Genomic DNA, 22,158 nt, shown 5'->3' with positions numbered 1-22,158 from the left:
GTTGTAGCCGTGCATGACTCGTTCTTTGCCACACCACCACCTCGACTCCCGTTGTTCACCGCTCCTTTCCAGACTCTGCACGTCCGAGCGTGAAGGTCCCTGCATCAGCGGGAGTTGAACATGAGCCACGGCCACAGTCACGGCGATCACGGTCACCACCATCACCACCACAGCGGCGACGGCGACGGCACGTCCCTGCCGCCCGCCCTCGACACGTCCATACCGGACGCCGAGTTGACGCCAAGTCAGCTGTCCCGGAGAGGCATGCTGCGCCGAACTGGCCTGCTGGGTGCGGGACTTGCGGCGGGCGGCGTGCTCGCGGGCGCGGGGGAGGCAGCCGCGTCCACACGGGCGGCGCAGCAGCAGTCGTCCCAGAAGTCGCGTGGCGGTGGCTACTTGTGGCTGGCCGGCGACCACCACATCCACACGCAGTACAGCAGCGACGCGAAGTACCGGGTCATCGACCACGTACGCCAGGCGAACGCGCACGGCCTGGACTGGATGGTCATCACCGACCACGGCAGCGTCGCGCACGCCAAGATCGGTGTGGAGAAGGTCAATCCGGACATCGTCGACGCCCGCGAGAAGACCGACGACACCCTCGTGTTCCAGGGCCTGGAGTGGAACATCCCGGGCGCCGAGCACGGCACGGTCTTCGTGCACCCCGGCTCCAACGAGGTGGCCGTACTGAAGGAGTTCGAGAACTCCTTCGACGGCAGCGTCAAGAACGCGAGCGGCAACTCGCCCGCCAACGAGGCCCTAGCCATCGCGGGCGTCGACTTCCTCGCCGACCAGGTCCGCCGCCGCAAGGTCAAGGACGCCCTGTTCCTCGCCAACCACCCGGCGCGCAAGGGCATCGACTCCCCGCACGAGATCCGCGGCTGGCGCGACGCGCAGCCCACGATCGCGGTCGGCATGGAGGGCGCCCCCGGCCACCAGGCGGGCGGCATCCCCAAGCCGAACGGCCCCGGCGGCGGACGCGGGATCTACGACGGCAGCCCGAGCGCGGACTCGTTCCCCGGTTACCCGCTGGAGAGTTACCGCACCTGGGGCGGCTTCGACTGGATGACGGCCACGGTCGGCGGCCTGTGGGACAGCCTCCTCGCCGAGGGCAAGCCCTGGTGGATCACCGCCAACTCCGACTCCCACAACGTCTACGCGGACACGGCGGTTCGCAGCCCGGGCGGCGACTTCAACGCCAACGGCCGCTACGAGGACCCCGTTTACGGCACCGGCGTCAGTCTCACCGACACCGACTTCTGGCCCGGCCAGTACTCCCGCACCCACGTCGGCGCGTCGTCCTTCGCGTACAAGGCGGTCATGGACGGCATCCGCGCGGGCCGCGTCTGGGTCGACCACGGCGGCCTGATCAGCGGCCTCGACGCCCGCCTGTCCTACGGCGGCCGCGAGGTCACCCTCGGCGGCGCACTGCACGTGCGCCGCGGCGCCCAGGTGGACCTGACCATCAAGATCAGCCTGGCGAACGGCCCCAACTGGGCCCAGTTCCAACCGACTCTGGCCCGAGTCGACGTCATCCAGGGCGACGTCACCGGCCCGGTCGCGGACAAGGACACGTTCGCCACCCCGAAGACGAAGGTCGTCAAGTCCTTCGAGGTCGACAGGTCCACCGGCACCGTCCGCCTCACGTACTCCCTCGGCCACGTCGACAAGCCGGTCTACGTCCGCCTCCGCGGCACCGACGGCAACCGCTCCGCCGTGGGCATCAACGGCCCGTCCGTAGACCCCGTAGGCCCCGCGATGGACGTCCTCGGCGACGCCGACCCGTGGAAGGACCTCTGGTTCTACTCCAACCCGATGTGGGTCCTCCCCGCATGACCACCCCCTACGACCCGTCCGGCGTCCACCCCGTCATCGGGGTGGACGCCGGCACGACCACCCTCCGCGAGGCGGACCACCTGATCCGCGACCTGGCGACCACGCTCGGGCTTCCAGCGGGCACGGTCGCCTGTACTCACCTGATCCGGACGGATACGCGCAGGGGGACGGCGATATCGCTCGCCCTGCCGGAGGAGGGTTCAGCGGAGGAGGTCTGGCAACGGCTCACGGCGACGGAGATGGGCGCGACCCTGGGCGACCGTAGACACGGCCCCGCCGAGGCGGCCGCCCTGGCCGCGGCCGAACACACGGCACGACGATCGGGCCGCGCGGTGCTCTACGCCGGCGTAGAACGCCTCACCGGCACAGTCACCGTGGCCGACCTACTGGAGTCAACGGCGATCGACCAACTGACGGTAGTAGGCGCCCCGTTGGCCACCCCGGACCCCACCACACCGGTCCTCACCCAAGACCACGTACGCCCCGAGTGGCGCGAGGGCCACCTGGTCCTGGCATTGGTCCCGGCGGTGGGCAACACCCTGGCCCCCTTCGAGGTCCCCAACCCAACACCGTGCTGCGCAGATCACCCGTGACTGGGCCCACCTAAGGGGCGCGGGGCTGTGTTCAATTTGCGGCTACCGCCGCGTGGGCGCGACCAGCCCCCACCGGGCCCGCACACAACCACAACCGCGCCCCCGTTCACATCACTCCGCCGCAGCCCGCCCCGTAAGCGCCGTCAAACTACTCCGCACATGATCCATATGCGCCTGCACGTCATCCCACGTCTCCCCATGCTCGCGCAGCACCCGCTCCGTATCCCGAGCAACCCGCTCCGCCCGCACCCGAGCCTCCGCCACCACCTCAGCCGCCCGCGAGGCCGCCTCGTCCTGCCGCCGCCGATCCGCCAACTCCGCCTCGGCAAAAGCCTGTTGAGCCTCCCCCAACGCAGCCTCCGCAAGAGCAACCCGCTCGGCGTACTCCGCGTCCAGAGCAGCCGCCCGAGACGACGCCTCCAGCTCGGCCGACGCCCACCGCTCCTCCTGCTCCTTGGCCTGCTCCCCCAACATCCCGGCGGTCCGCTGCCGCACCTCACGCAACGCGGAAAGCGCCTCGGTCCGCCCCTCCTTCACCTCCCGCCGAGCCCCGATCCGAATGTCGTCGGCCTCGGCGCGGGCGGCGAGAAGCCGCTGCCTAGCCCGTTCCTCGACCTCCGCACGCAGCGCGTCGGCATGCTCCCGCGCAGCCTGGAGCACACCCGCGGCGCGCGCCTCGGCCTCCGCGACCTGCTCCTCCGCCGCACGCCGCGCGGACTCCCGTAGCGCAGCGGCTTCTTCCACCCCCAACTGGAACAGCCGCTGAGCCCGCTCCCCCAGCGCCTCGTACGTCTGCGGAGCGAGCCGGGACACGGCGACCCGCATCCGCTCGGCCTCCGCCTCCATGTCCCTGGCCAGCACGGTCAGCCGTGCCGCCCGCTCCCAGGCCACGTCCCGGTACTGCGAGATCGCCGCCGCGTATGCGTCGACCTGGTCGGGGCGGTAGCCGCGCCCCCGTACGGCCACGAAGCCACGTGGTGACACCGATGCGCTGCTCATCCTGGAACCCCTCTCCATCCGACGGACACGACATGATGATTTGCCGCATATCTTGATGGATAGGGCGTAAGTGTTCATAACGCGACACTCCGCAGACAGGTCACGGGCATCACGCGACACAAAAGGGCCGGACCCGATCACACGACCGGGTCCGGCCCTTCAATACAGCTCAATACAGCCTGTTCAGCGGATCGGGGTCACAACAACCCGTCCCACATCTGCTCCAGCAACACCGACCACCAGCTCTCCGGCGACCCGAGCGCCGCCGGATCCAGCGAAGCGAGCTGCGCCTGGAAGTCGACGGTCCAGCGGCCCGCCTGCTCCTGGTTCAGCCCGTACCGCAGTCGCCACATCCGCCCGAGCAGTGCCAGGCAGCGCGCGAACTCGGGCAGTCCCGTGTTCACGAACTGCGGCGGTACGGGCGCTCCGCCCGGCCCCGCCTCCACAGGCACGGCGACGATGTTGGCCGTGCCGTACTGGACGCAGATCGCGCGGCCGAAGTCGCTGCCCATGACGAGGTACGAGCCCGCGTCGGCGGACGGCCGCACCCCGCGTTCCTGCGCGAGTTCGGCCAACGTCGGTACGGGGCGCCCCGGTTGGGCCTGCGCCCAGAAGAACGGGCCCATGTCCATCGGCAGTCCCGCCGCGACCAGCGTGTGCGCGACGACCGGCGGCACGCCCTGCCGGGACACCGCCGCCTGCTCGAACCGGAACACGCCCGGCCCGAACGCGCCCGCCAGTTCCTGCGCGATCGCCTCCGGCGGGATCGGCGGCGTCGGCTGCACCTGCGGCAACGGCGCCCGCACCGGGGCGAGTCGGGCAGGCCCGTCGGCGACCTGGTGCAACTCGCCCTGGTGGGCGAGGAGTTCGCGCATGCCCTGCTGCCGGCTCGCGTGATCCGTGCCGTACGGCGCGATGCTGGCGATGCGGGCCTGCGGCCACTGTTCGCGGATCATCCGCGCGCAGTACGCGCCCGGCAGTTCGCAGGACTCCAACTCCGTGTGCAGTTCGAGTACTTGGTCCGGCGGGATGTTCATGCCGCGCAGCTCGTGGAAGATCTGCCACTCCGGGTGCGGCGTCCCCGGCGCGGACCGCCGGATCAGCTGCTGCTCGGACCCGTCCGGCGCGCGGTACCGCAACACGGCCTGATAGCCGGGTCCCACGGTCGGCTGCCCCTGCTGCGGATAGCCGTAGGCGGGCTGCTGCTGCCCGGGGAACGGCTGCCCGGGCGCGGGCATGGGAGGCATGCCCTGACCGGGCACGGGCTGCCCCGGCGGCATCGGCTGCTGCTGCGGCGGAGCACCCGGCGGCATACCGGGGGCGCCCAACGCACCGGGCGCGCCCGGGAATTGCGGCGGCGGAGGCACACCGGGCCCACCCACCGGCGGCCCGGCGAGCATGGTCTCCGCGTGATGCACGGCACCTTGGGCACCGCCCTGGGAACCGGGGCTGCCGGGAGCGCCAGGAGCACCGGGCATCCCGGGGGCGTTCGGCGGCTGGGGCGCGCCGGGAGAACCGGGGGCACCATGGCCACCGGGAACTCCGGGAGCGCCGGGCGGCTTGGGCGCACCCGGAACCCCGGGTACACCAGGGGCACCCGGCGGCTGCGGAGGCCTCGGCCCCGCCGCACCGGGCCCACCCGGCCCCGGATCGGCAAACATCGTCGCGGCATGGTGCACCCCACCCGGAGGCGTACCCCCGGGAGTGTTCGGAGCACCAGGCGCGCCGGGCGCACCAGGCGGCTGCGGAGCACCCGGACCGCCCGGCCCCTCAGGACCGAGCCCCGAAACCATCTGCGTCGCCACATACCCACCGGGCGGCGGCGGAGGCGACGCAGGCGCACCGCCCGGCCGCGCACCCGGCGTCCCGGGCGCACCCGGCGGAGGGGGCGTGGTCGACCCACCGCCCCGGCGCGGCGGAGGCGCCGCCTTGCTGGTCGCGGCGTCGGCGATGTCCCCGGCGTTGGGCGCGAGGGCCCGCCCCGGCACCCCGGGCCCACCAGGAGGCTGAGGCGCGTTGCCGGCCCCCTGGGGATACCCGTACGACGACGGAGCCGGCTGAGGCGCACCCGGAGCACCGGACCCTTGCGGGTAGCCGTACGAGGGCGGAGCCGGCTGAGGCGCACCCTGCGGATACCCGTACGACGGCGGTGTGTTGCCCTGAGCCGCACCACCAGGTCCGCCAGGCCCCTGCGAACCCCCCACCCCACCACCGGAGTTGGAGTTTGAGTTGGACTCGTCCAGCGCCGGAGACAGTGCCGTACGCGGAAGTTGGCTGCCCCCCGAGATCAGCGCGGTCTTGGCGTCGGACGGGGTGTTGTCCTCGGCCTCCCGCAGCGGCGGGGCGAAGACGGTGGCGGGCAGGGGTACCGAACGGTCCTCGCCGGCATCGGCGTTGGTGTCGGTCCCCGCCCAGGGAGTCGCCCCGGCAGGCACGGCGGGCGCGTCGTCCGGCACCCCGGATCCTCCGGCATCGGGCCAGGCCGAAGCGGCCGGCACCCCCGCCTGGGTCTCCGGAAGCGCACGCCGCGACGAACCGTGGACCGACGGCCCCGGAGCGCCAACTCCCGCACCCGCACCCGGAGTTGACCCTTGCGCCCCAACTCCCGCGCCGGCGGCCGGAGTCGAAGCCGAACCCGACTCCGCCCGCCGGTCCGGGATCCCCAGCTTGTCCGCCGCCTCCTGCAGCCACTCCGGCGGACTCAGCAGGAACGAGGTCTGGTTGAGGTCCACCCGGGCAGCCGGAGCCGCCGGTACCGCGTCGGCGACCTCGTCCGGGCGGCCGTACTCCTCCTCGTAGCGGCGGACGACCTCACCCACCGGCAGCGCGGGCCACAGCGTGGCCTCGCCGCTGTCGCGGGCGAGCACCATGCGTTGCGCGCCGCCGTCCGAACGCGGTCCGTCGGCGCGGTCCTCGGCCCAGATCACGAAGCCGAGTTCGAACTCCCGCACCCGCACCTCGCGATGCTGGTACGACGGCACGTCGCCGTTGATCCACTCCTCGGCGCGCTCCTGCGCCTGTGCGAAGGTCACCATGGTCAGCTCACTCCCCCACCGAGGACGCGGAAGACGCCGGCACCGGAACCACGGTCGCGAACCCGCCGTCCACCATCAGATTCGCCACCGTCTCCAACTCCGGGGGATTTCCCGCGAGTCGGGCCAGGAACTGGTCGAAGTCGTCCCCGGCGGACAGCAGCAGCCGTTCCACACGGTCGGCCGGTGCCTGGGACGGGTCGACGTCGCGGGCGTCGTCATAGGCACAGAACCACACGGAACCGATCTGCTGCCCCTTCACCTTCACGGCGAGCAGGCCGCCCTGGACGAAACCGACGGCCAGGTAGTCCTTGGTGAGGTGGTCGCGCAGGCATTTGTTGATGTAGACGAGGTCGTTGACGGCGGCCTCGTCGCGGACCGTGAAGAACGGCTGGTCGATCAGCAGGCCCAACTCGGCGTCCAGGGCGGTGCCGATGGGCGCGGAGCCGCCGGCCGCCTTGAGGAACGAGCGGTAGGCGCCCGGGAGTCGGTAGCCGAGGTCCTCCTCGACGCCCTGCACCTGCGCCTCGGTCACCGCGACCGTCGACTTCGGCAGTCCGAAGTGCGCGGGGCGGGTCTCCTGGAGCGGGCGGGTGCCGCGCTTGTCGTGGGCGACCGCGGCCGTGGCGATCCCGCCGTGGTGGCGCAGCAGCGCCTTCACGTCGACGGGGACGAGTTCGAGGCGCCGGGTGCCGACCACGTGGTGCCAGGTCCAGCCGTGCGGGGTGGCCACCGCGGGCACGGTGTCCCACAGCTCGTGCCCGGTCGCGGCGAGCGCCGCGTTCGCCGACACGTAGTCCGTGAGGCGCAGTTCGTCGACGCCGAAGCCCTCCGGGGGCTCGGCGATCTCCGCGGCCGCGCGCGCGTACGGCGAGAAGTCGGGGTAGCCGTGCTCGTCCATCCGCACCCCTCTGGGGTGACGGGCCGCCCGGACCGGGTCCGGGAAGTGCACGACCTGCCCGGCGTAGGCCGCGTTCGGTGGCGCGGCTCGCTGCCCGAGCCGACCTGTCGTCATGGCGGTTGCCCCCTGCGGCATTCAGTACGATTCACAGCGGCCGAATGTCCAACTCGCCCCACTGTGCCCCGTATCGACTGTCTCGTCTTCTTGACGTCTTAGTTCGACCGTCTCCCCGCGTGTCTCCACGCGTCGACCGCGTGGATCGCGGTGCGGACAGCCTATGCGGTACGGCGACACCGGTCACCGGCAGCGGTCGGCCGCACCCGCTCCCCGCACCCATCACCGAACGCACCGCACCCGTCACCGAACCCTCACTTCCGTGACCTGCCGTCACCCCGCCGTGACAGCCCGCCGAAGCCCTGGCGTGTCGCACCGCCCCAGCTACCGCACCAGCCACGGCATTTGGCACTCTGTGACCCGCCGGGGGATGCTCGGGAGGGGATGACGATCATGAACGCGACGCAGACGGGACCGCACACCGGGGCGCACACCGGACCTTCAGGCGACCCCCGGGTCGGCTGGAGCGCCACCGAGACCCGGCAGTCGCCGGCCCTCAACCACCGCCGTGACGGCATACTTCCGACCGTCGCCGCCGCCCTCTCCGTGCGCGGCGCCACCACCCTCACCGGCACCGCCGCCCGCGGCGACCAGGCGCCCGCGCTGCACCCGCTCGTGCAGGACTTCCTCGACACCCTCACCAGCGCCCAGCGCGACCGGTTCACCGGCCGCTGCGCGGAGGCGATCCTCATCTCCCGGCACATCACCGCCGCGGACGAGGCCCGCAGCAAGCGCGCCGCGCGCAAGCCGATGACCAACGGCGAGGCCCGCAAGACCCTCAAGCAGGCCAAGCTCACCGCCCGCCGCATCCGCGAGGACGGCGACCCCCTGCACGGCAGCTTCGCGACCCCCTGCCGGGCCTGCACAGCCCTGAGCGCCCACTTCGGCGTCCGAGTCGTCGACCTCGCGACGGAATCCGGCTGACCCCACCCCCGCAGCACCACAGGACTTCAGCACCACCGCACGACATCACCACCGCACCACCGCACCACCGCACCACCGCACCACCGCACCACCGTCCCTGACGCCGACGATCGAAGGGCAGATGCACGCCGACCGCCACTCCACCACGCGCTTCTCCGTACCCGTGGACGCCGCCCTGCGCGCCGCAGGCTGGCAGCCCGGCCGCTGGGACATAAAACAGGCCGAGATCTGGGCGGACACCCTGCGCGACCACACCTCGCCCGCGGGACACCAGCACGCCGTCTTCCCGGCGGCGGTGGAGGCCTGGGCCGAGTTCGGCGGCCTGCACATCACGCCCACCGGCCCAGGCCGCCAGATCTCCCCCGTCGCGCTCCACCTGGACCCCCTGCACGGCCTCCACATGGCCCGCACCCTCGGCGACCTCGGCCGCGCCCTGGACACCGACGTCAGCCCCCTGGGCGAGGAACCGGACACCCAGTCCCTCCTGGCCATCGACTCCGAGGGCCGCGTCTACGCCCTGGACCACACCGGCGACTGGTACCTGGGCGGCGACATCGACCAGGCCCTCGCCACCCTGGTCTCGGGCACAGAGCCGGTCCGACTCACAGCGGGCTGACGGACCGCAGGCCGCGTACGGCGGCAAGGCGACGTGTCGGGGGGTGTCCGCCCGCAGCGGTTGGCGCGTCAAGCACGGTCGAGCCGGTGAGCAACGGCTCCCGCGCCAATCCGAGGACGGACATCCCCCGGCGCGGCGCCGCCCCACAACGACCGCGGGCAAACCACAACGCACCGGCACCCACCCACAAAGCCGCACCCCAAACCCCCCAGGGGCGCGAGGAACTGCGCGACCAGCCCCCACCGGGCCCGCACCCGACGACTCAAGCCGCCGGAATCACCGCAGACACCCGGAACCCCCCGGCATCCGTGGGACCGGAAACAAACACCCCGCCCAACGCAAGCACCCGCTCGCGCATCCCCACCAACCCGTTCCCCCCAGAGGGCAACCGCGCCGCAGACGCGGACGCCAGCTCGGGCGGCGGCTCGTTCTCGACCTGCATCGCGATCTCCGACACCCGATGCGCGAGCCGTACATGCGTCTTCGCACCGGCCGCGTGCTTGTGGACGTTCGTCAACGCCTCCTGCACCACCCGGTACGCCGTCTGCTCGATCTCCGCCGCGTACGAGCGGGTCTCCCCCTCCACGGACAGGTCCACGGCCATCCCCGCCGCCGCCGACTGCCCGAGCAACTCGTCCACGTCCGACAGACAGGGCCCGTCACCCGCACCCTCGTCGTCGACGGCCCGCGAAGCCGCCGCCGCGGCCGCAGCCGCCACCCCCACCGCGACGAGCGGTACGGCCGCCCGCTCGCGCGCGTCCCGGCTGTCGCCGCTCCTCAACACCCCGAGCATCTCCCGAAGTTCGGTGAGTGCCTGGCGACCCATGTCCCCCACGAGCGCCGCGTTCTTGACCGCCTTCTCGGGATCCTTCCGAGCCACCGCCTGAAGCGCCGCCGCGTGCACGACCATCAGACTCACCCGGTGCGCGACGACGTCGTGCATCTCCCGCGCGATCCGGGTCCGCTCCTCACCCCGGGCCCACTCGGCACGCTCCTCGGCGCGTTCGGCAAGCAGTTGAAGCTCCCGCTCCAGACTGTCCGCGCGCTCCCGGAGGCTCTCCATCAGGCGGCGCCGGGCGCCGACGTACATCCCGAGCAGCACGGGCGGCGCGGTCATGCCGACCGCGGTGGTGATGGAGGCGAAGGGGAGGAACCAGTCCCCGAGTTCCCAGGTCCCGCGCTGCATGTCCTGCCGTACGCGGACGAACATGACGATGAGCATGCCGAGGAAGGACATCCCGGCGAGCGATCCGATGATCCGGCGCGGCAGTTCGGACGCGGCGAGGGTATAGAGGCCGACGATGCCCATCAGGTAGCCCATCTGGGCCGGGGTGATGGCGATGGAGACGAGGACGACCGCGATCGGCCACTTCCGCCGGACGATCAGCGCCGAGCCGGCCAGCACCCCGAAGACGACTCCCACCGCGGCCGGGATCCCCGCGTCGTGCGCGAACCGGACCCCCTCCGCCCCGCACTCCGCGGCGGACCCCGCCGCGAGCCCTGTGTCCAGCACCGCACTGCGCCACCTGGTCCACCACCACGGCCCTCCCCGGGCCGTGGCATGGTCTTCCCCCGTCGTGGTCATGCCTCCAGCCTACGGGCGCCGGGGCCGGGTTTTCCGGTGAGTTTCCGACGACCGGCCCACACCACAGCAGGTACCGACCCACACCACGGCCCGTAATCGAACAGCCACGAAACCGATCACCCGGGACAAGTCCCGTCGCACGGAGGGCATCACGTACGGCATAGTGTTCTGTGCCCACTCGGCGACCAGGCTAAATGTCCGGTTCTCACGAGTTTGATCCCCCGTGGTGTAATTGGCAGCACCGTGGCTTTTGGTGCCATTTGTCCGGGTTCGAGTCCTGGCGGGGGAGCAAAAAATGAGCAACAACTGAGCAACCCCCTCCCCCAGCAATCCTGTTCGGGCCCTGACAGCACTGTCAGGGCCCACTCTCATGTCACCCATGAAACGCCCCGGTATCCTGCGAATGTCCACCCCCCAGCATTCCGAAGCCGAAGGGCAAACCCGTGAGCGCCATTCGCCCGGCAGCCGTCGTCGTCCTCGCAGCGGGTGAGGGCACCCGTATGAAGTCGGCCACACCGAAGGTCCTGCACGAGCTCTGCGGCCGGACCCTCGTCGGTCATGTGCTGGCCGCCGCCCGCGAGTTGGAGCCGGAGAACCTGGTCGTCGTCGTGGGCCACGCCCGGGAGCAGGTGACCGCCCACCTCGGCGAGACCGACCCCGGCGTACGCACCGCGGTCCAGGCCGAGCAGAACGGCACCGGGCACGCCGTACGCATGGCGCTCGAAGAGCTCGGCAGCATCGACGGGACCGTCGTGGTCGTCTGCGGCGACACCCCCCTCCTCCGCGGCGAGACCCTGCGCGCCCTCACCGCCAACCACTCCGCCGACGGCAACGCGGTGACCGTCCTGACCGCCGAGGTCCCGGACGCCACCGGCTACGGCCGCATCGTCCGCGACGGCGCCTCCGGCGCGGTGACCGCGATCGTCGAGCACAAGGACGCCTCCGACTCGCAGCGCGCGATCCGCGAGATCAACTCCGGAGTCTTCGCGTTCGACGGGCAGTTGCTCGCCGACGCGCTCGGCAAGGTGCGCACCGACAACAGCCAGGGCGAGGAGTACCTCACCGACGTCCTCGGCATCCTGCGCGAGGCCGGACACCGCGTCGGCGCCTCCGTCGCGGGCGACCACCGCGAGATCGCCGGCATCAACAACCGCGTCCAGCTGTCCGAGGCCCGCCGCATCCTGAACGACCGGCTGCTGACCGACGCCATGCTCGGCGGGGTCACCGTCATCGACCCGGCGACCACCTGGATCGACGTCGCCGTCACCTTCGACCAGGACGCGATCGTCCACCCCGGCACCCAGCTGCACGGCACCACCCACATCGGCGAGGGCGCCGAGGTCGGCCCCAACACCCGCCTGACGGACACCACCGTCGAGGCCGGCGCCCGCGTCGACAACACCGTCGCCGTCAGCTCGCACATCGGCCCGCAGGCGTCCGTCGGCCCGTTCGCCTACCTCCGCCCCGGCACCCGGCTGGGCGCGAAGGGCAAGATCGGCACGTACGTCGAGACGAAGAACGCCACCATCGGCGAGGGCACGAAGGTCCCGCACCTCTCCTATGTCGGTGACGCGACGATCGGCGAGTACACCAACATCGGTGCCGCCAGCGTCTTCGTGAACTACGACGGCAAGGACAAACACCACACCACCGTGGGATCGCATTGCCGCACGGGTTCGGACAATATGTTTGTGGCACCCGTCACGGTCGGGGACGGCTCGTACACCGCCGCCGGCTCCGTGATCACGAAGGACGTACCGCCCGGTTCGCTGGCCGTGGCCCGTGGCCAGCAGCGGAATATCGAGGGCTGGGTGGCCCGCAAGCGTCCCGGCAGCGCGGCGGCGAAGGCCGCGGAAACGGCTTCCCGCCAGGGCGAGAGCGAGAACTGACCGGAAACGGGCGCGTCGAACACGGCGTACCGTGATAAACGCACACCCAGTTGAATGACCTCTGAGGAGACAGTGCTGTGACCGGGATCAAGACGACCGGCGAGAAGAAGATGATGTTCTTCTCCGGCCGCGCCCACCCCGAGCTTGCCAAGGAGGTCGCCCAGCAGCTGGGTGTCGGGGTAGTCCCGACGAAGGCCTTCGACTTCGCGAACGGCGAGATCTACGTCCGCTTCGAGGAGTCGGTGCGCGGTGCGGACTGTTTCGTGATCCAGAGCCACACGGCTCCCATCAACCAGTGGGTCATGGAGCAGCTCATCATGATCGACGCGCTGAAGCGCGCGTCGGCCCGCTCCATCACCGTGATCGTGCCCTTCTACGGCTACGCCCGGCAGGACAAGAAGCACCGCGGCCGTGAGCCCATCTCGGCCCGCCTGATCGCTGACCTGATGAAGACGGCGGGTGCGCACCGCATCCTCACCGTCGACCTGCACACCGACCAGATCCAGGGCTTCTTCGACGGGCCCGTGGATCATCTCTTCGCCCTCCCGCTCCTCGCGGACTACGTGGGCTCCAAGGTCGACCGCAGCAAGCTGACCGTCGTCTCCCCGGACGCCGGCCGCGTGCGCGTCGCCGACCGCTGGTGCGACCGCCTGGGCGCGCCCCTGGCGATCGTGCACAAGCGGCGCGACAAGGACGTGGCGAACCAGGTGACCGTCCACGAGGTCGTCGGCGAGGTCAAGGGCCGCGTCTGCGTCCTGGTCGACGACATGATCGACACCGGCGGCACGATCTGCGCCGCCGCGGACGCCCTGTTCGCGCACGGCGCGGAGGACGTCATCGTGACGGCCACCCACGGCGTGCTCTCCGGCCCCGCCGCGGACCGCCTGAAGAACTCCCGCGTCAGCGAGTTCGTCCTCACCGACACCCTCCCCACCCCGGGCGAGGTCGGCGCCGACCTCGACAAGATCACGGTCCTGTCGATCGCCCCGACCATCGCGAGCGCGGTCCGCGAGGTCTTCGAGGACGGCTCGGTCACGAGCCTCTTCGACGAGCACTAGGCGCTCCGCTGGAAGGGCCGCGATGTGCCGTCGATCGTCTGCGGCTTCGTCGTGGCTGGTCGCGCCCACGCGGCGGAGCCGCATATCGACACGGCCCCGCGCCCCTTCAGGGCGCTGACCGACCGGCGCTTCTAAAAGATCGATTTCTGTTACGGCCTCCCCGCCGAGTAAGCTGCCACAGTTGCTCGGCGAGGGAGGCCGTACCGGTTTCGGTACGGCGGTCCGTTATCGACGCGCTCTTCGTAGCAGGCCGATGTTCGGCCGGGTGACCTCCCCCACTCTCGACTTCGCTCGAGCGGGGGGACCCCCACCCCCAACTGTTCTACGAGGAGTGACCATGGCCGACGTCAAGCTCGCCGCCGAGACCCGCACCGAATTCGGCAAGGGTGCCGCCCGCCGTATCCGCCGTGACAAGAAGGTCCCCGCCGTGGTCTACGGCCACGGTGTCGACCCGCTGCACATCACCCTGCCGGGCCACGAGCTGCAGCTCGCCCTGCGTACCCCGAACGTCCTGCTCACCCTGGACATCGAGGGCAAGACCCAGCTCGCGATCCCGAAGGCCGTCCAGCGCGACGCCATCAAGGGCTTCCTCGAGCACGTCGACCTGCTCACCGTGAAGAGCGGCGAGAAGGTCACCGTCGAGGTCTACGTCCACACCGAGGGCGAGCTGGCCCCGGGCTCCTTCCTGCTGGAGCACGTGCTGAGCACGATCACCGTCGAGGCCGAGGCCACGCACATCCCCGAGTCGGTCACCGTGTCCATCGCGGGCCTGGAGGCCGGTGCCTCCATCGCCGCCAAGGACATCCCGCTGCCCAAGGGCACCACGCTGGCGATCGACGAGGACGCGGTCGTCCTCCAGGTCCTGGCCGCCCAGGCGGAGGAGGCCTCCGCGGACGCCGAGGCCGAGGCCACCGAGGCCTGATCCTCACCGCTCACCGTTTCGTCAGCCGCTGTTCCCACCGGGAGCAGCGGCTGGCTGCCCGGGGGTCCGGGGGGTGTCCCCCGACAAGCACAGCGATGGAGACATGGACGTGACGACCGACGCCAACGCCCCCTGGCTGATCGTGGGACTCGGCAACCCCGGCCCCGAGTACGCCAACAACCGGCACAACGTGGGCTTCATGGTGGCCGACCTGCTGGCCGAGCGGATCGGCGGCAAGTTCAAGCGGGCCGGCAAGGCGCAGGCGCAGGTCCTGGAGGGCCGGATCGGAGCGCCGGGTCCGGCGAGCCGCCGCGTCGTCCTCGTCAAGCCGACGTCGTTCATGAACCTGTCGGGCGGCCCGGTCAACGCGCTGCGCGACTTCTACAAGGTGCCGCTCGCGAACGTCGTCGCCGTGCACGACGAACTCGACATCGACTACGGCACCCTCCGCCTCAAGCTCGGCGGCGGCGACAACGGCCACAACGGCCTGAAGTCGATGACGAAGGCGATGGGCCCGGACTACCACCGGGTGCGGTTCGGCATCGGACGCCCCCCGGGCCGGATGCAGGTCGCCGACTTCGTCCTGAAAGACTTCTCTTCTACGGAGCGCAAGGAGCTGGACTTCCTGGTGGACCGCGCGACGGACTCCGTGGAGTGTCTGGTGAGCGAGGGCCTGGAGCGGGCGCAGAGCGCGTACAACTCCTGAGCCGTCCAGCTTGCCCGGCTTGCCTGAATTAACCGGCTTAACCGGCTTAACCGGCTTAACCGGCTTGTCCCGCGCGGGAGTTGACCGCGCGTGCGGGTATGGCCAATGATCCCCGCCATGTCACCCGAAGCCTCCGCATCCCCCGGCGCCTTCGCCGCCCTGAACTTCGGACGGCTCGCGGCGATGGGCACGGTCACCGTGCTGATCCTGATCGCCGGGGTGTGGGGCTCGTGGCCGACCGCGCACAACGTGATGCTCACCAAGGGCCGCGAGAGCGGCACGATCGAGGTCACCGCGTGCGGCGACGACACCTGCACCGGCCCGTACACACCGGTCTCCACGGGGTCGAAGGCCCGCGCCGAGGTCGTCATCGAGCACACGGTCGCGGTGAAGAAGGGCCAGACGTACACCGTGGTCGTGAAGCCCGGCACCGACGAGGTGATGCGGTCGGGTCCCGCCGGTGTCCTGTACGCCTGGGTGCCTCTCGGCGGCGCCCTGTTGCTCGCCTCGGTGGTGGTCGCGGGCGGCCTGCGGCTGACCCGGGCCGCGTGGGTGCTGGCCGGGTCGGGGATCGCCTTGCTGACTGCCGCGTTCCTGGCCCTGTGACGCCAGTCCGCCGTACGACATGAGAGTGCCCCCGAGCTTCTACGACAGCTCGGGGGCACCCCTGGTTCTACTGATCGGCCGGTGGGTCAGCCGGTGTTGCGCAGGCCCGCGGCGACACCGTTCACCGTGAGGAGCAGGGCGCGGCTCAGCAGCGGGTCGGGCTCGGCGCCGGCCGCCGCCTCGTCGCGCTGGCGCTTCAGCAGCGTCACCTGGAGGTACGAGATCGGGTCGAGGTAGGCGTCGCGGATGGTGAAGGTCTGCTTCAACACCGGGGTGGCGTCGAGGAGTTCGGCCTCGCCGGTGACGCGGAGGACCTCGGCGACGGTCAGGTCGTGCTCGGCCCTGATCGTGTCGAAGACGTGCTTCAGCTCGTCCGGGACGAGGGTGTCGACGTAGTGCTGGGCGATCCGCAGGTCCGTCTTCGCGAGGGTCATCTCGACGTTGGAGATGAAGTTGCGGAAGAAGTGCCACTGCCCGTGCATCTCGTCGAGCACGGTGTCGAGGCCGGCCTCGCGCAGCGCCTTCAGGCCGGAGCCGACGCCGAACCAGCCGGGCACGATCTGCCGGGACTGGGTCCAGCCGAACACCCACGGGATGGCGCGCAGTCCGTCGAGCGAGACGCCCGAGCCGGGGCGGCGGGAGGGCCGCGAGCCCAGGTGCAGGTCGGCGAGCTGGTCCACCGGCGTGGAGGCGAGGAAGTACGTCGGGAGGTCCGGGTCCTCGACCAGCCTGCGGTAGGCGTCGTGGGCCGCGTCCGAGACCAGGTCCATGGCCGCGTCCCAGCGGGCGAGCGCCTCGTCGGACTGACGGGGCGAGGTGTGCAGGGCGGAGGCCTGGAGGGTTGCCGCGACGGTCAGTTCGAGGTTCTCGCGGGCCAGTGACGGCACGAGGTACTTGTCGGAGATGACCTCACCCTGCTCGGTCACCTTGATCTCGCCCTCCAGGGTTCCCCAGGGCTGGGCGAGGATCGCGTCGTGGGACGGGCCGCCACCGCGGCCGACCGTGCCGCCGCGACCGTGGAAGAGCCGGAGCCGGACGCCGTACCGATGGGCCACGTCACGCAGGCGCCGCTGCGCCCGGTGGATCTCCCACTGCGAGGTCGTGATGCCACCGAACTTGGAGGAGTCCGAGTAGCCGAGCATGACCTCCTGCACATCCCCGCGCAGCGCCACGAGCCGCCGGTAGGACGGGTCGGAGAGCATGTCCTCAAGGATGGTGTCGGCTGCCTTCAGCTCGTCCGTGGTCTCAAGGAGCGGCACGATGCCGACCTTCGCCCACCCGGCGTGCAGATCGATCAGCCCGGCCTCGCGGGCCAGCACGGCGGCGGCGAACACGTCGTCGGCGCCCTGGCACATCGAGATGATGTACGACTCGATGACCTCGGGCCCGAACACCGCGAGGGCCTTCTTGACGGTCTCGAAGACGCCGAGGGTCTTCTCACCGGCCGCGTCGACGGGCGCCGGAGTCGGAGCCAGCGGCCTGCGCGACCGCAGCTCCTTGGCGAGCAGCTTGGCGCGGTACTCGCGGGGCATGTCGGAGTACCGCCAGGACTCCTCACCGAGCCGGTCGAAGAGCTGGCCGAGCGCGTGGTGGTGGGCGTCCGCGTGCTCGCGTACGTCCATGGTCGCGAGCTGGAGGCCGAACGCGCCGAGCGTGCGGATCGTACGGTCCATGCGGCCGTCGGCGAAGAGGCCGCCGCGGTGGGCGCGCAGGGAGGTCTGGATCAGGGTGAGGTCGTGCAGCAGCTCGGCGGTGCCGAGGTAGTCGCGGCCGTCCTCGTGCGGGGTGCCCTTGGCCAGGCGGGTCTTGGTGTTCTCCAGCTTCTGCCGGATGCAGGTGGCCTTGAGGCGGTACGGCTCCTCGGCGTTGAGGCGCTTGTAGCGGGGGCTGATCTCCGGCAGCCGCTCCAGGTCGGTCTGGAGGGAGCCGAGCAGCTCCTCCGTCGCGCCCGTGTAGCGGATGGAGTTGGAGAGGAAGCCGCGCAGCTCGTCGATCGTCTCCAGGGCGTCGTTGATGCCGTGCTCGTGCTGGAGGATCAGGACGTCCCAGGTGACCTGCGGGGTCACGTTCGGGTTGCCGTCGCGGTCGCCGCCGATCCAGGTGCCGAAGGTGAGCGGGCGGGTGTCGTCGGGGAGCTTGACGCCGACGCGCTCCAGCTCGGCCGTGAGGTCCTCGAGGACGTCGCCTACGGCGCCCGCGTGCAGCTCGTCCAGGTAGTAGATGGCGTTACGGGCCTCGTCGGCCGGTTCCGGGCGTACGACGCGCAGCTCGTCGGTCTGCCACACCAGGTCGATGTTCTCGGCCAGACGGGTGTCGTAGCGACGGCGGTCGGACTCGATGACCGGGGTCTCCAGGAGCGTGGCGATGCGCCGGAGCTTGTTGAGGACCGACCGGCGCGCGGCCTCGGTGGGGTGCGCGGTGAAGACCGGGCGGACGTTCAGGTTCTTGACCGTCTCGCGCAGGTGGTCCGGGTCGGCGTCCTTGAGGCGGTCGGCCGTACGGGCGAGGAGACCGCCCTCTGCGGCACGCCGGGCGCGCAGCTCGCGGCCGCGGTGCACCTGCTCGGTGACGTTGGCCAGGTGGAAGTAGGTGGAGAAGGCGCGGACCAGCTTCGCGGCGGTCTCCAGCTCTATGCCGCGCAGCAGCTCGGCGGCGGCCTCGCCGTCCTCCCGGGTGAGGCGGCGGACCTTCTCGACCAGTTCGAGCAGCTCGGGGCCCTCCTGCCGGACGAGGGTCTCGCCCAGAAGATCGCCCAGGCGCCGGATGTCGGCGCGCAGCGCACTGCCGGTCGAGGTGGTGCTCGTGGTCAGGTCGTCGGCACTGCTCACAGGTGCGGCTCCTTGCAGTGTTTGAAGCTCGTCTGGAGGGAACCCGGACGGCGGTCCCGCGGCGGCTGCCGCATAGGGGACGGACATCCGGGAAGAAACAGAGCGGACCGCGCTGTCCGACCGACACCCAGGATAGGTGTCCACTCTGACGCGCGGTCTCACGGGCTTCGTCCACCGGTCGACGCGCTGCCATACTTACGTCGCCGTAGGTTACGGAACCGTAGGGAAGTCCATGCTGAACTGTTGCTGCCCGGCTCCCGCCGTCCGACGCTCCGCCTCCACCTCCGAACCCCACAGGGGACGCCCATGACCACGAGCTCCGATGTGATCGACGACGCCCCGCGGGCGAACGACGACGGCACTCCGCTCCCCGCCGCCACCCTGGGCGGCGAGAAGAAGGGGTCGCTGGAACAGATCACTCTTCTCCTCTTCATCACCGTCCCCTTCCTGGCCCTGCTCGCGGCCGTGCCGCTGGCGTGGAGCTGGGGCGGGGTGAGCTGGCTGGACCTCGGCCTGCTGGTGTTCTTCTACTACCTGGGCTGCCACGGCGTGACGATCGGCTACCACCGGTACTTCACGCACGGCTCCTTCAAGGCGAAGCGCCCGCTGCGCATCGCGATCGCCATCGCCGGGTCGATGGCGGTCGAGGGGCCGCTGGTGCGCTGGGTCGCCGACCACCGCAGGCACCACAAGTTCTCCGACGCCGAGGGCGACCCGCATTCGCCGTGGCGCTACGGCGAGACCGTGCCGGCCCTGATCAAGGGCCTGTGGTGGGCGCACATCGCGTGGATGTTCGACGAGGAGCGCACCCCGCAGGACAAGTACGCGCCGGATCTGATCAAGGACAAGGCGATCCGGACGATCTCCCGCCACTTCATCTACTGGACGATGCTGTCGCTCGCGCTGCCGGCGCTGATCGGCGGGCTGGCGACGATGTCCTGGTGGGGCGCGTTCACCGGCTTCTTCTGGGGCTCGCTCGTCCGGGTGGCCCTGCTGCACCACGTCACCTGGTCGATCAACTCGATCTGCCACGCGGTCGGCAAGCGCCCCTTCAAGTCCCGTGACCGCTCGGGCAACGTGTGGTGGCTGGCGATCCTGTCCTGCGGCGAGTCCTGGCACAACCTGCACCACGCCGACCCGACGTCCGCGCGGCACGGTGTGATGCGCGGCCAGCTGGACTCCTCGGCGCGGATCATCCGCTGGTGCGAGCAGCTCGGCTGGGCCTATGACGTGCGCTGGCCGTCACGCTCGCGTATCGATTCGCGCCTTATCTCCGGTACGGACGGCTCCCAGCCCCGGAAGGAGTCGACGGAGGCGGCATGATTGACGCCGTGGCGACCGATCCCAGCAGCACCCCGAGCAACGAGAAGCCCCGACGCGCGCGCCGCACCCGGATGACGGGAGCGGAACGCCGGGCGCAGTTGCTCGAGGTCGGTCGCACGCTCTTCGCGACGAAGGGCTTCGAGGCCACGTCGGTGGAGGAGATCGCGGCGAAGGCCGGGGTCTCCAAGCCAGTGGTCTACGAGCACTTCGGCGGCAAGGAGGGCCTGTACGCGGTGGTCGTGGACCGCGAGATGCGCCGCCTCCTCGACATGGTGACCAGCTCGCTGACGGCCGGCCACCCCCGCGAACTCTGCGAACAGGCGGCCTTCGCCCTCCTCGACTACATCGAGGAGTACACGGACGGCTTCCGCATCCTGGTCCGCGACTCCCCCATCCCCCAGTCCACCGGCTCCTTCGCGTCCCTGATCTCGGACATCGCGACCCAGGTCGAGGACATCCTGGGCCGCGAGTTCAAGAGCCGGGGCTTCGACGCCAAGCTCGCCCCGCTCTACGCCCAGGCCCTCGTCGGCATGGTCGCCCTGACCGGCCAGTGGTGGCTTGACGTCCGCCGCCCGAAGAAGGCGGAGGTCGCCGCCCATCTCGTGAACCTCGCGTGGCACGGTCTGGACGGGCTGGAGTCGAAGCCGCATTTGATAGGGCGCCGGAAAAGCTGAACCCGTAAGTACAGAGCCCGCAAGTGCGGACACAGTGGCGGGGCCCCTGCTTCTCAGCAGGGGCCCCGCCACTGTCGTCCACAGGCGGCACATCAGCGCTTGAAGGCGTCCTTGGCCTTCTCCTTGGCCTGCCGAGCGTCTCCCTTGGACTTCTCGGCCTGGCCCTTGGCCTTCATGGTCTCGTTCCCCACGGCCCGGCCCACGGTCTCCTTGGCCTTGCCCTTGGCCTGTTCCTTCTTGGCCTTGGCCTTCTCGTCCTTCGCCACGGTTCATCAACTCCCGGTCGGATCGGAACTCGGTACTCGGCGCCACCGACCGGGTAGCCGCGAGGGCGAGGGGCAAACACCGATCAGGCTTCCGGCTCCAGGAACTCCAGCCGGTTGCCCACCGGATCCTCGGAGTAGAAACGCCGGTGCCCAGGCAGGTCGTAGTCCCAAGTGACGGACGCCCCAAGGGACTTCAGCCGGTCCGCGTACGCCTCGATGCCGGTCACGCGGAGCCCGGGGTGCGCCTTCTTCGCCGGACGAAAGTCGTCCTCCACGCCCAAGTGAAGCTGCACCGCCCCCGCCCCGAACCAGCACCCGCCCCGCGCGGCCAGCACAGGCGGCTTGGGGATCTCGACCATCCCGAGGATGTCGACGTAGTACGCCCTCAGCGCGTCCTCCGCCCCCGCCGGAGCCGCCAACTGCACGTGGTCCACGGCCGCGAGCACCCCTCACACCTCCTTGCGGGCCACCGCGAACAGCCGGCGGAACGGGAGCACCGTGCCGTAGTCGGCCGTCGGGTACGCCTCGCGGAGGAGGTCGCGGTACTCGGAGACGAACGCGTCCCGCGCCTCCGGGTCGTCCGCCAGAGCGGCCAGGGCGGGGCGCAGGCCCGTGCCCTTGACCCAGTCGAGGACCGGGTCCTCGCCGGGGAGGATGTGCTGGTACGTCGTCTGCCAGACGTCGGGCGGGCAGCCCAGGCGGGCCAGGTGGTCGAGGTAGACGCCGGGTGCGTGGACCGAGTCCTCGCGGCGCAGCACCTCGCCCAGCCGTGCCTTCCAGCGGGCGCTGGCCGCCAGTTCGCGCATCAGGGCGTGCAGGGGTGCGTCGATGTTGTCCGGCACCTGGAAGGCGAAGGTGCCGCCGGGGGCCAGCGCGGCCACCCAGTCGCCGAACCGGTCCAGGTGACCCGGCACCCACTGGAGCGCCGCGTTCGACACGATCAGGTCGTACGTCTGGGCCGGTGTCCACTCCGTGGCGTCCGCGTGGGCGAAGTCGAGCCGGCCGCCGCCGGGGGTGGGACCGGCGTAGGGCTCGGCCTTGGCGAGCATCTCGGGCGAGTTGTCGTAGCCGGTGATGTGCGCGGTGGGCCAGCGGTCGGCGAGGACGGTGGTCACGTTGCCGGGGCCGCAGCCGAGGTCGGCGATGCGGGGCGCGGCGCCGGGGAGGTCGGTGACGCGGGCGAGGAGGTCGGCGAACGGGCGGGCGCGGTGGCCGGCGTGGCGGAGGTACTGAGCGGGGTCCCAAGTCGTCATGGCTTCTACCTTCCCCGCCCGCATATCTTGACG

Annotated in this window: 19 protein-coding genes and 1 tRNA gene; 12 read left to right on the top strand and 8 right to left on the bottom strand. The window is 70.9% G+C overall.

Going from position 1 to position 22,158, the window contains the following annotated elements; all coding sequences use genetic code 11:
- Positions 1 to 120: 120 nt before the first annotated feature.
- Together OG504_RS31400 and OG504_RS31395 are read left to right on the top strand one after the other, a co-directional pair.
- Positions 121 to 1,836 carry a PHP domain-containing protein gene (locus tag OG504_RS31400; protein WP_405992814.1) on the top strand — a complete coding sequence of 572 codons (1,716 nt, stop codon included), beginning with the start codon at positions 121 to 123 and terminating at the stop codon, positions 1,834 to 1,836.
- Positions 1,833 to 2,429 (top strand): hypothetical protein, encoded by a 597-nt coding sequence (locus tag OG504_RS31395; RefSeq protein ID WP_405992813.1) that lies wholly within the window; start codon positions 1,833 to 1,835, stop codon positions 2,427 to 2,429. The genes OG504_RS31400 and OG504_RS31395 overlap by 4 nt, the downstream gene beginning before the upstream one ends.
- A 111-nt stretch (positions 2,430 to 2,540) precedes the next feature.
- Here the strand turns inward: OG504_RS31395 and OG504_RS31390 are convergent, their stop codons facing one another.
- The 3 genes from OG504_RS31390 to OG504_RS31380 all read right to left on the bottom strand — a co-directional run bounded on the left by OG504_RS31390 (position 2,541) and on the right by OG504_RS31380 (position 7,475).
- Positions 2,541 to 3,428 (bottom strand): cellulose-binding protein, encoded by an 888-nt coding sequence (locus OG504_RS31390; protein ID WP_405992812.1) that lies wholly within the window; start codon positions 3,426 to 3,428, stop codon positions 2,541 to 2,543.
- A 197-nt stretch (positions 3,429 to 3,625) separates the two neighbouring features.
- A complete protein-coding gene (locus OG504_RS31385) occupies positions 3,626 to 6,463 on the bottom strand; it encodes an SUKH-4 family immunity protein (protein WP_405992811.1) in 2,838 nt (945 codons plus the stop codon).
- Positions 6,464 to 6,470: 7 nt separating this feature from the next.
- A complete protein-coding gene (locus tag OG504_RS31380) occupies positions 6,471 to 7,475 on the bottom strand; it encodes an SMI1/KNR4 family protein (RefSeq protein ID WP_405992810.1) in 1,005 nt (334 codons plus the stop codon).
- Between the two features lie 384 nt (positions 7,476 to 7,859).
- On the opposite strand from OG504_RS31380, the gene OG504_RS31375 reads away from it, so the two are divergent.
- Positions 7,860 to 8,399 (top strand): YwqJ-related putative deaminase, encoded by a 540-nt coding sequence (locus tag OG504_RS31375; protein WP_405992809.1) that lies wholly within the window; start codon positions 7,860 to 7,862, stop codon positions 8,397 to 8,399.
- A gap of 121 nt (positions 8,400 to 8,520) precedes the next feature.
- On the top strand, positions 8,521 to 9,015 hold the full coding sequence (locus OG504_RS31370) for an SUKH-3 domain-containing protein (protein ID WP_405992808.1): 495 nt from the start codon (positions 8,521 to 8,523) through the stop codon (positions 9,013 to 9,015).
- Between the two features lie 262 nt (positions 9,016 to 9,277).
- Here OG504_RS31370 and OG504_RS31365 read toward each other — a convergent pair whose 3' ends face one another.
- Entirely contained in the window at positions 9,278 to 10,600 is a 1,323-nt protein-coding gene (locus OG504_RS31365) for a sensor histidine kinase (RefSeq protein WP_405992807.1), read from the bottom strand.
- 217 nt (positions 10,601 to 10,817) lie between these two features.
- Between OG504_RS31365 and OG504_RS31360 the strand changes: the two genes are divergently transcribed.
- The 6 genes from OG504_RS31360 to OG504_RS31335 all read left to right on the top strand — a co-directional run bounded on the left by OG504_RS31360 (position 10,818) and on the right by OG504_RS31335 (position 15,781).
- Positions 10,818 to 10,889, top strand: a tRNA-Gln gene (locus OG504_RS31360).
- 154 nt (positions 10,890 to 11,043) lie between these two features.
- Entirely contained in the window at positions 11,044 to 12,489 is a 1,446-nt protein-coding gene (gene glmU, locus OG504_RS31355; protein ID WP_405992806.1) for a bifunctional UDP-N-acetylglucosamine diphosphorylase/glucosamine-1-phosphate N-acetyltransferase GlmU, read from the top strand.
- Positions 12,490 to 12,566: 77 nt separating this feature from the next.
- Entirely contained in the window at positions 12,567 to 13,547 is a 981-nt protein-coding gene (locus OG504_RS31350) for a ribose-phosphate diphosphokinase (protein WP_019064636.1), read from the top strand.
- A gap of 337 nt (positions 13,548 to 13,884) precedes the next feature.
- Positions 13,885 to 14,469, top strand: a complete 585-nt coding sequence (locus OG504_RS31345) for a 50S ribosomal protein L25/general stress protein Ctc (RefSeq protein WP_405992805.1) — start codon at positions 13,885 to 13,887, stop codon at positions 14,467 to 14,469.
- A 103-nt stretch (positions 14,470 to 14,572) separates the two neighbouring features.
- A complete protein-coding gene (pth, locus tag OG504_RS31340) occupies positions 14,573 to 15,175 on the top strand; it encodes an aminoacyl-tRNA hydrolase (RefSeq protein WP_318016797.1) in 603 nt (200 codons plus the stop codon).
- Between the two features lie 105 nt (positions 15,176 to 15,280).
- Positions 15,281 to 15,781 (top strand): hypothetical protein, encoded by a 501-nt coding sequence (locus OG504_RS31335; RefSeq protein WP_405992804.1) that lies wholly within the window; start codon positions 15,281 to 15,283, stop codon positions 15,779 to 15,781.
- Between the two features lie 86 nt (positions 15,782 to 15,867).
- On the opposite strand, the gene ppc is transcribed toward OG504_RS31335, so the two are convergent.
- Positions 15,868 to 18,609 (bottom strand): phosphoenolpyruvate carboxylase, encoded by a 2,742-nt coding sequence (ppc, locus tag OG504_RS31330; RefSeq protein WP_405992803.1) that lies wholly within the window; start codon positions 18,607 to 18,609, stop codon positions 15,868 to 15,870.
- A gap of 306 nt (positions 18,610 to 18,915) precedes the next feature.
- On the opposite strand from ppc, the gene OG504_RS31325 reads away from it, so the two are divergent.
- A complete protein-coding gene (locus OG504_RS31325; protein WP_405992802.1) occupies positions 18,916 to 19,932 on the top strand; it encodes an acyl-CoA desaturase in 1,017 nt (338 codons plus the stop codon).
- Positions 19,929 to 20,606, top strand: a complete 678-nt coding sequence (locus OG504_RS31320) for a TetR/AcrR family transcriptional regulator (RefSeq protein ID WP_019064642.1) — start codon at positions 19,929 to 19,931, stop codon at positions 20,604 to 20,606. The genes OG504_RS31325 and OG504_RS31320 overlap by 4 nt, the downstream gene beginning before the upstream one ends.
- A gap of 92 nt (positions 20,607 to 20,698) precedes the next feature.
- On the opposite strand, the gene OG504_RS31315 is transcribed toward OG504_RS31320, so the two are convergent.
- From OG504_RS31315 to OG504_RS31305, 3 genes are all read right to left on the bottom strand, one after another.
- Positions 20,699 to 20,872 (bottom strand): CsbD family protein, encoded by a 174-nt coding sequence (locus tag OG504_RS31315; protein ID WP_078652648.1) that lies wholly within the window; start codon positions 20,870 to 20,872, stop codon positions 20,699 to 20,701.
- 83 nt (positions 20,873 to 20,955) lie between these two features.
- Complete coding sequence (locus OG504_RS31310; RefSeq protein ID WP_405992801.1) at positions 20,956 to 21,318, bottom strand: VOC family protein; 363 nt, start codon at positions 21,316 to 21,318, stop codon at positions 20,956 to 20,958.
- A gap of 3 nt (positions 21,319 to 21,321) precedes the next feature.
- On the bottom strand, positions 21,322 to 22,125 hold the full coding sequence (locus OG504_RS31305) for a trans-aconitate 2-methyltransferase (RefSeq protein ID WP_405992800.1): 804 nt from the start codon (positions 22,123 to 22,125) through the stop codon (positions 21,322 to 21,324).
- Between the last annotated feature and the right edge of the window lie 33 nt (positions 22,126 to 22,158).

The sequence above is a fragment of the Streptomyces sp. NBC_00986 genome (genome assembly GCF_045162565.1).
Classification (GTDB): domain Bacteria; phylum Actinomycetota; class Actinomycetes; order Streptomycetales; family Streptomycetaceae; genus Streptomyces.
Note: the sequence above shows the minus strand (reverse complement) of the source record. Positions and strands in the feature narration are given on the sequence as shown.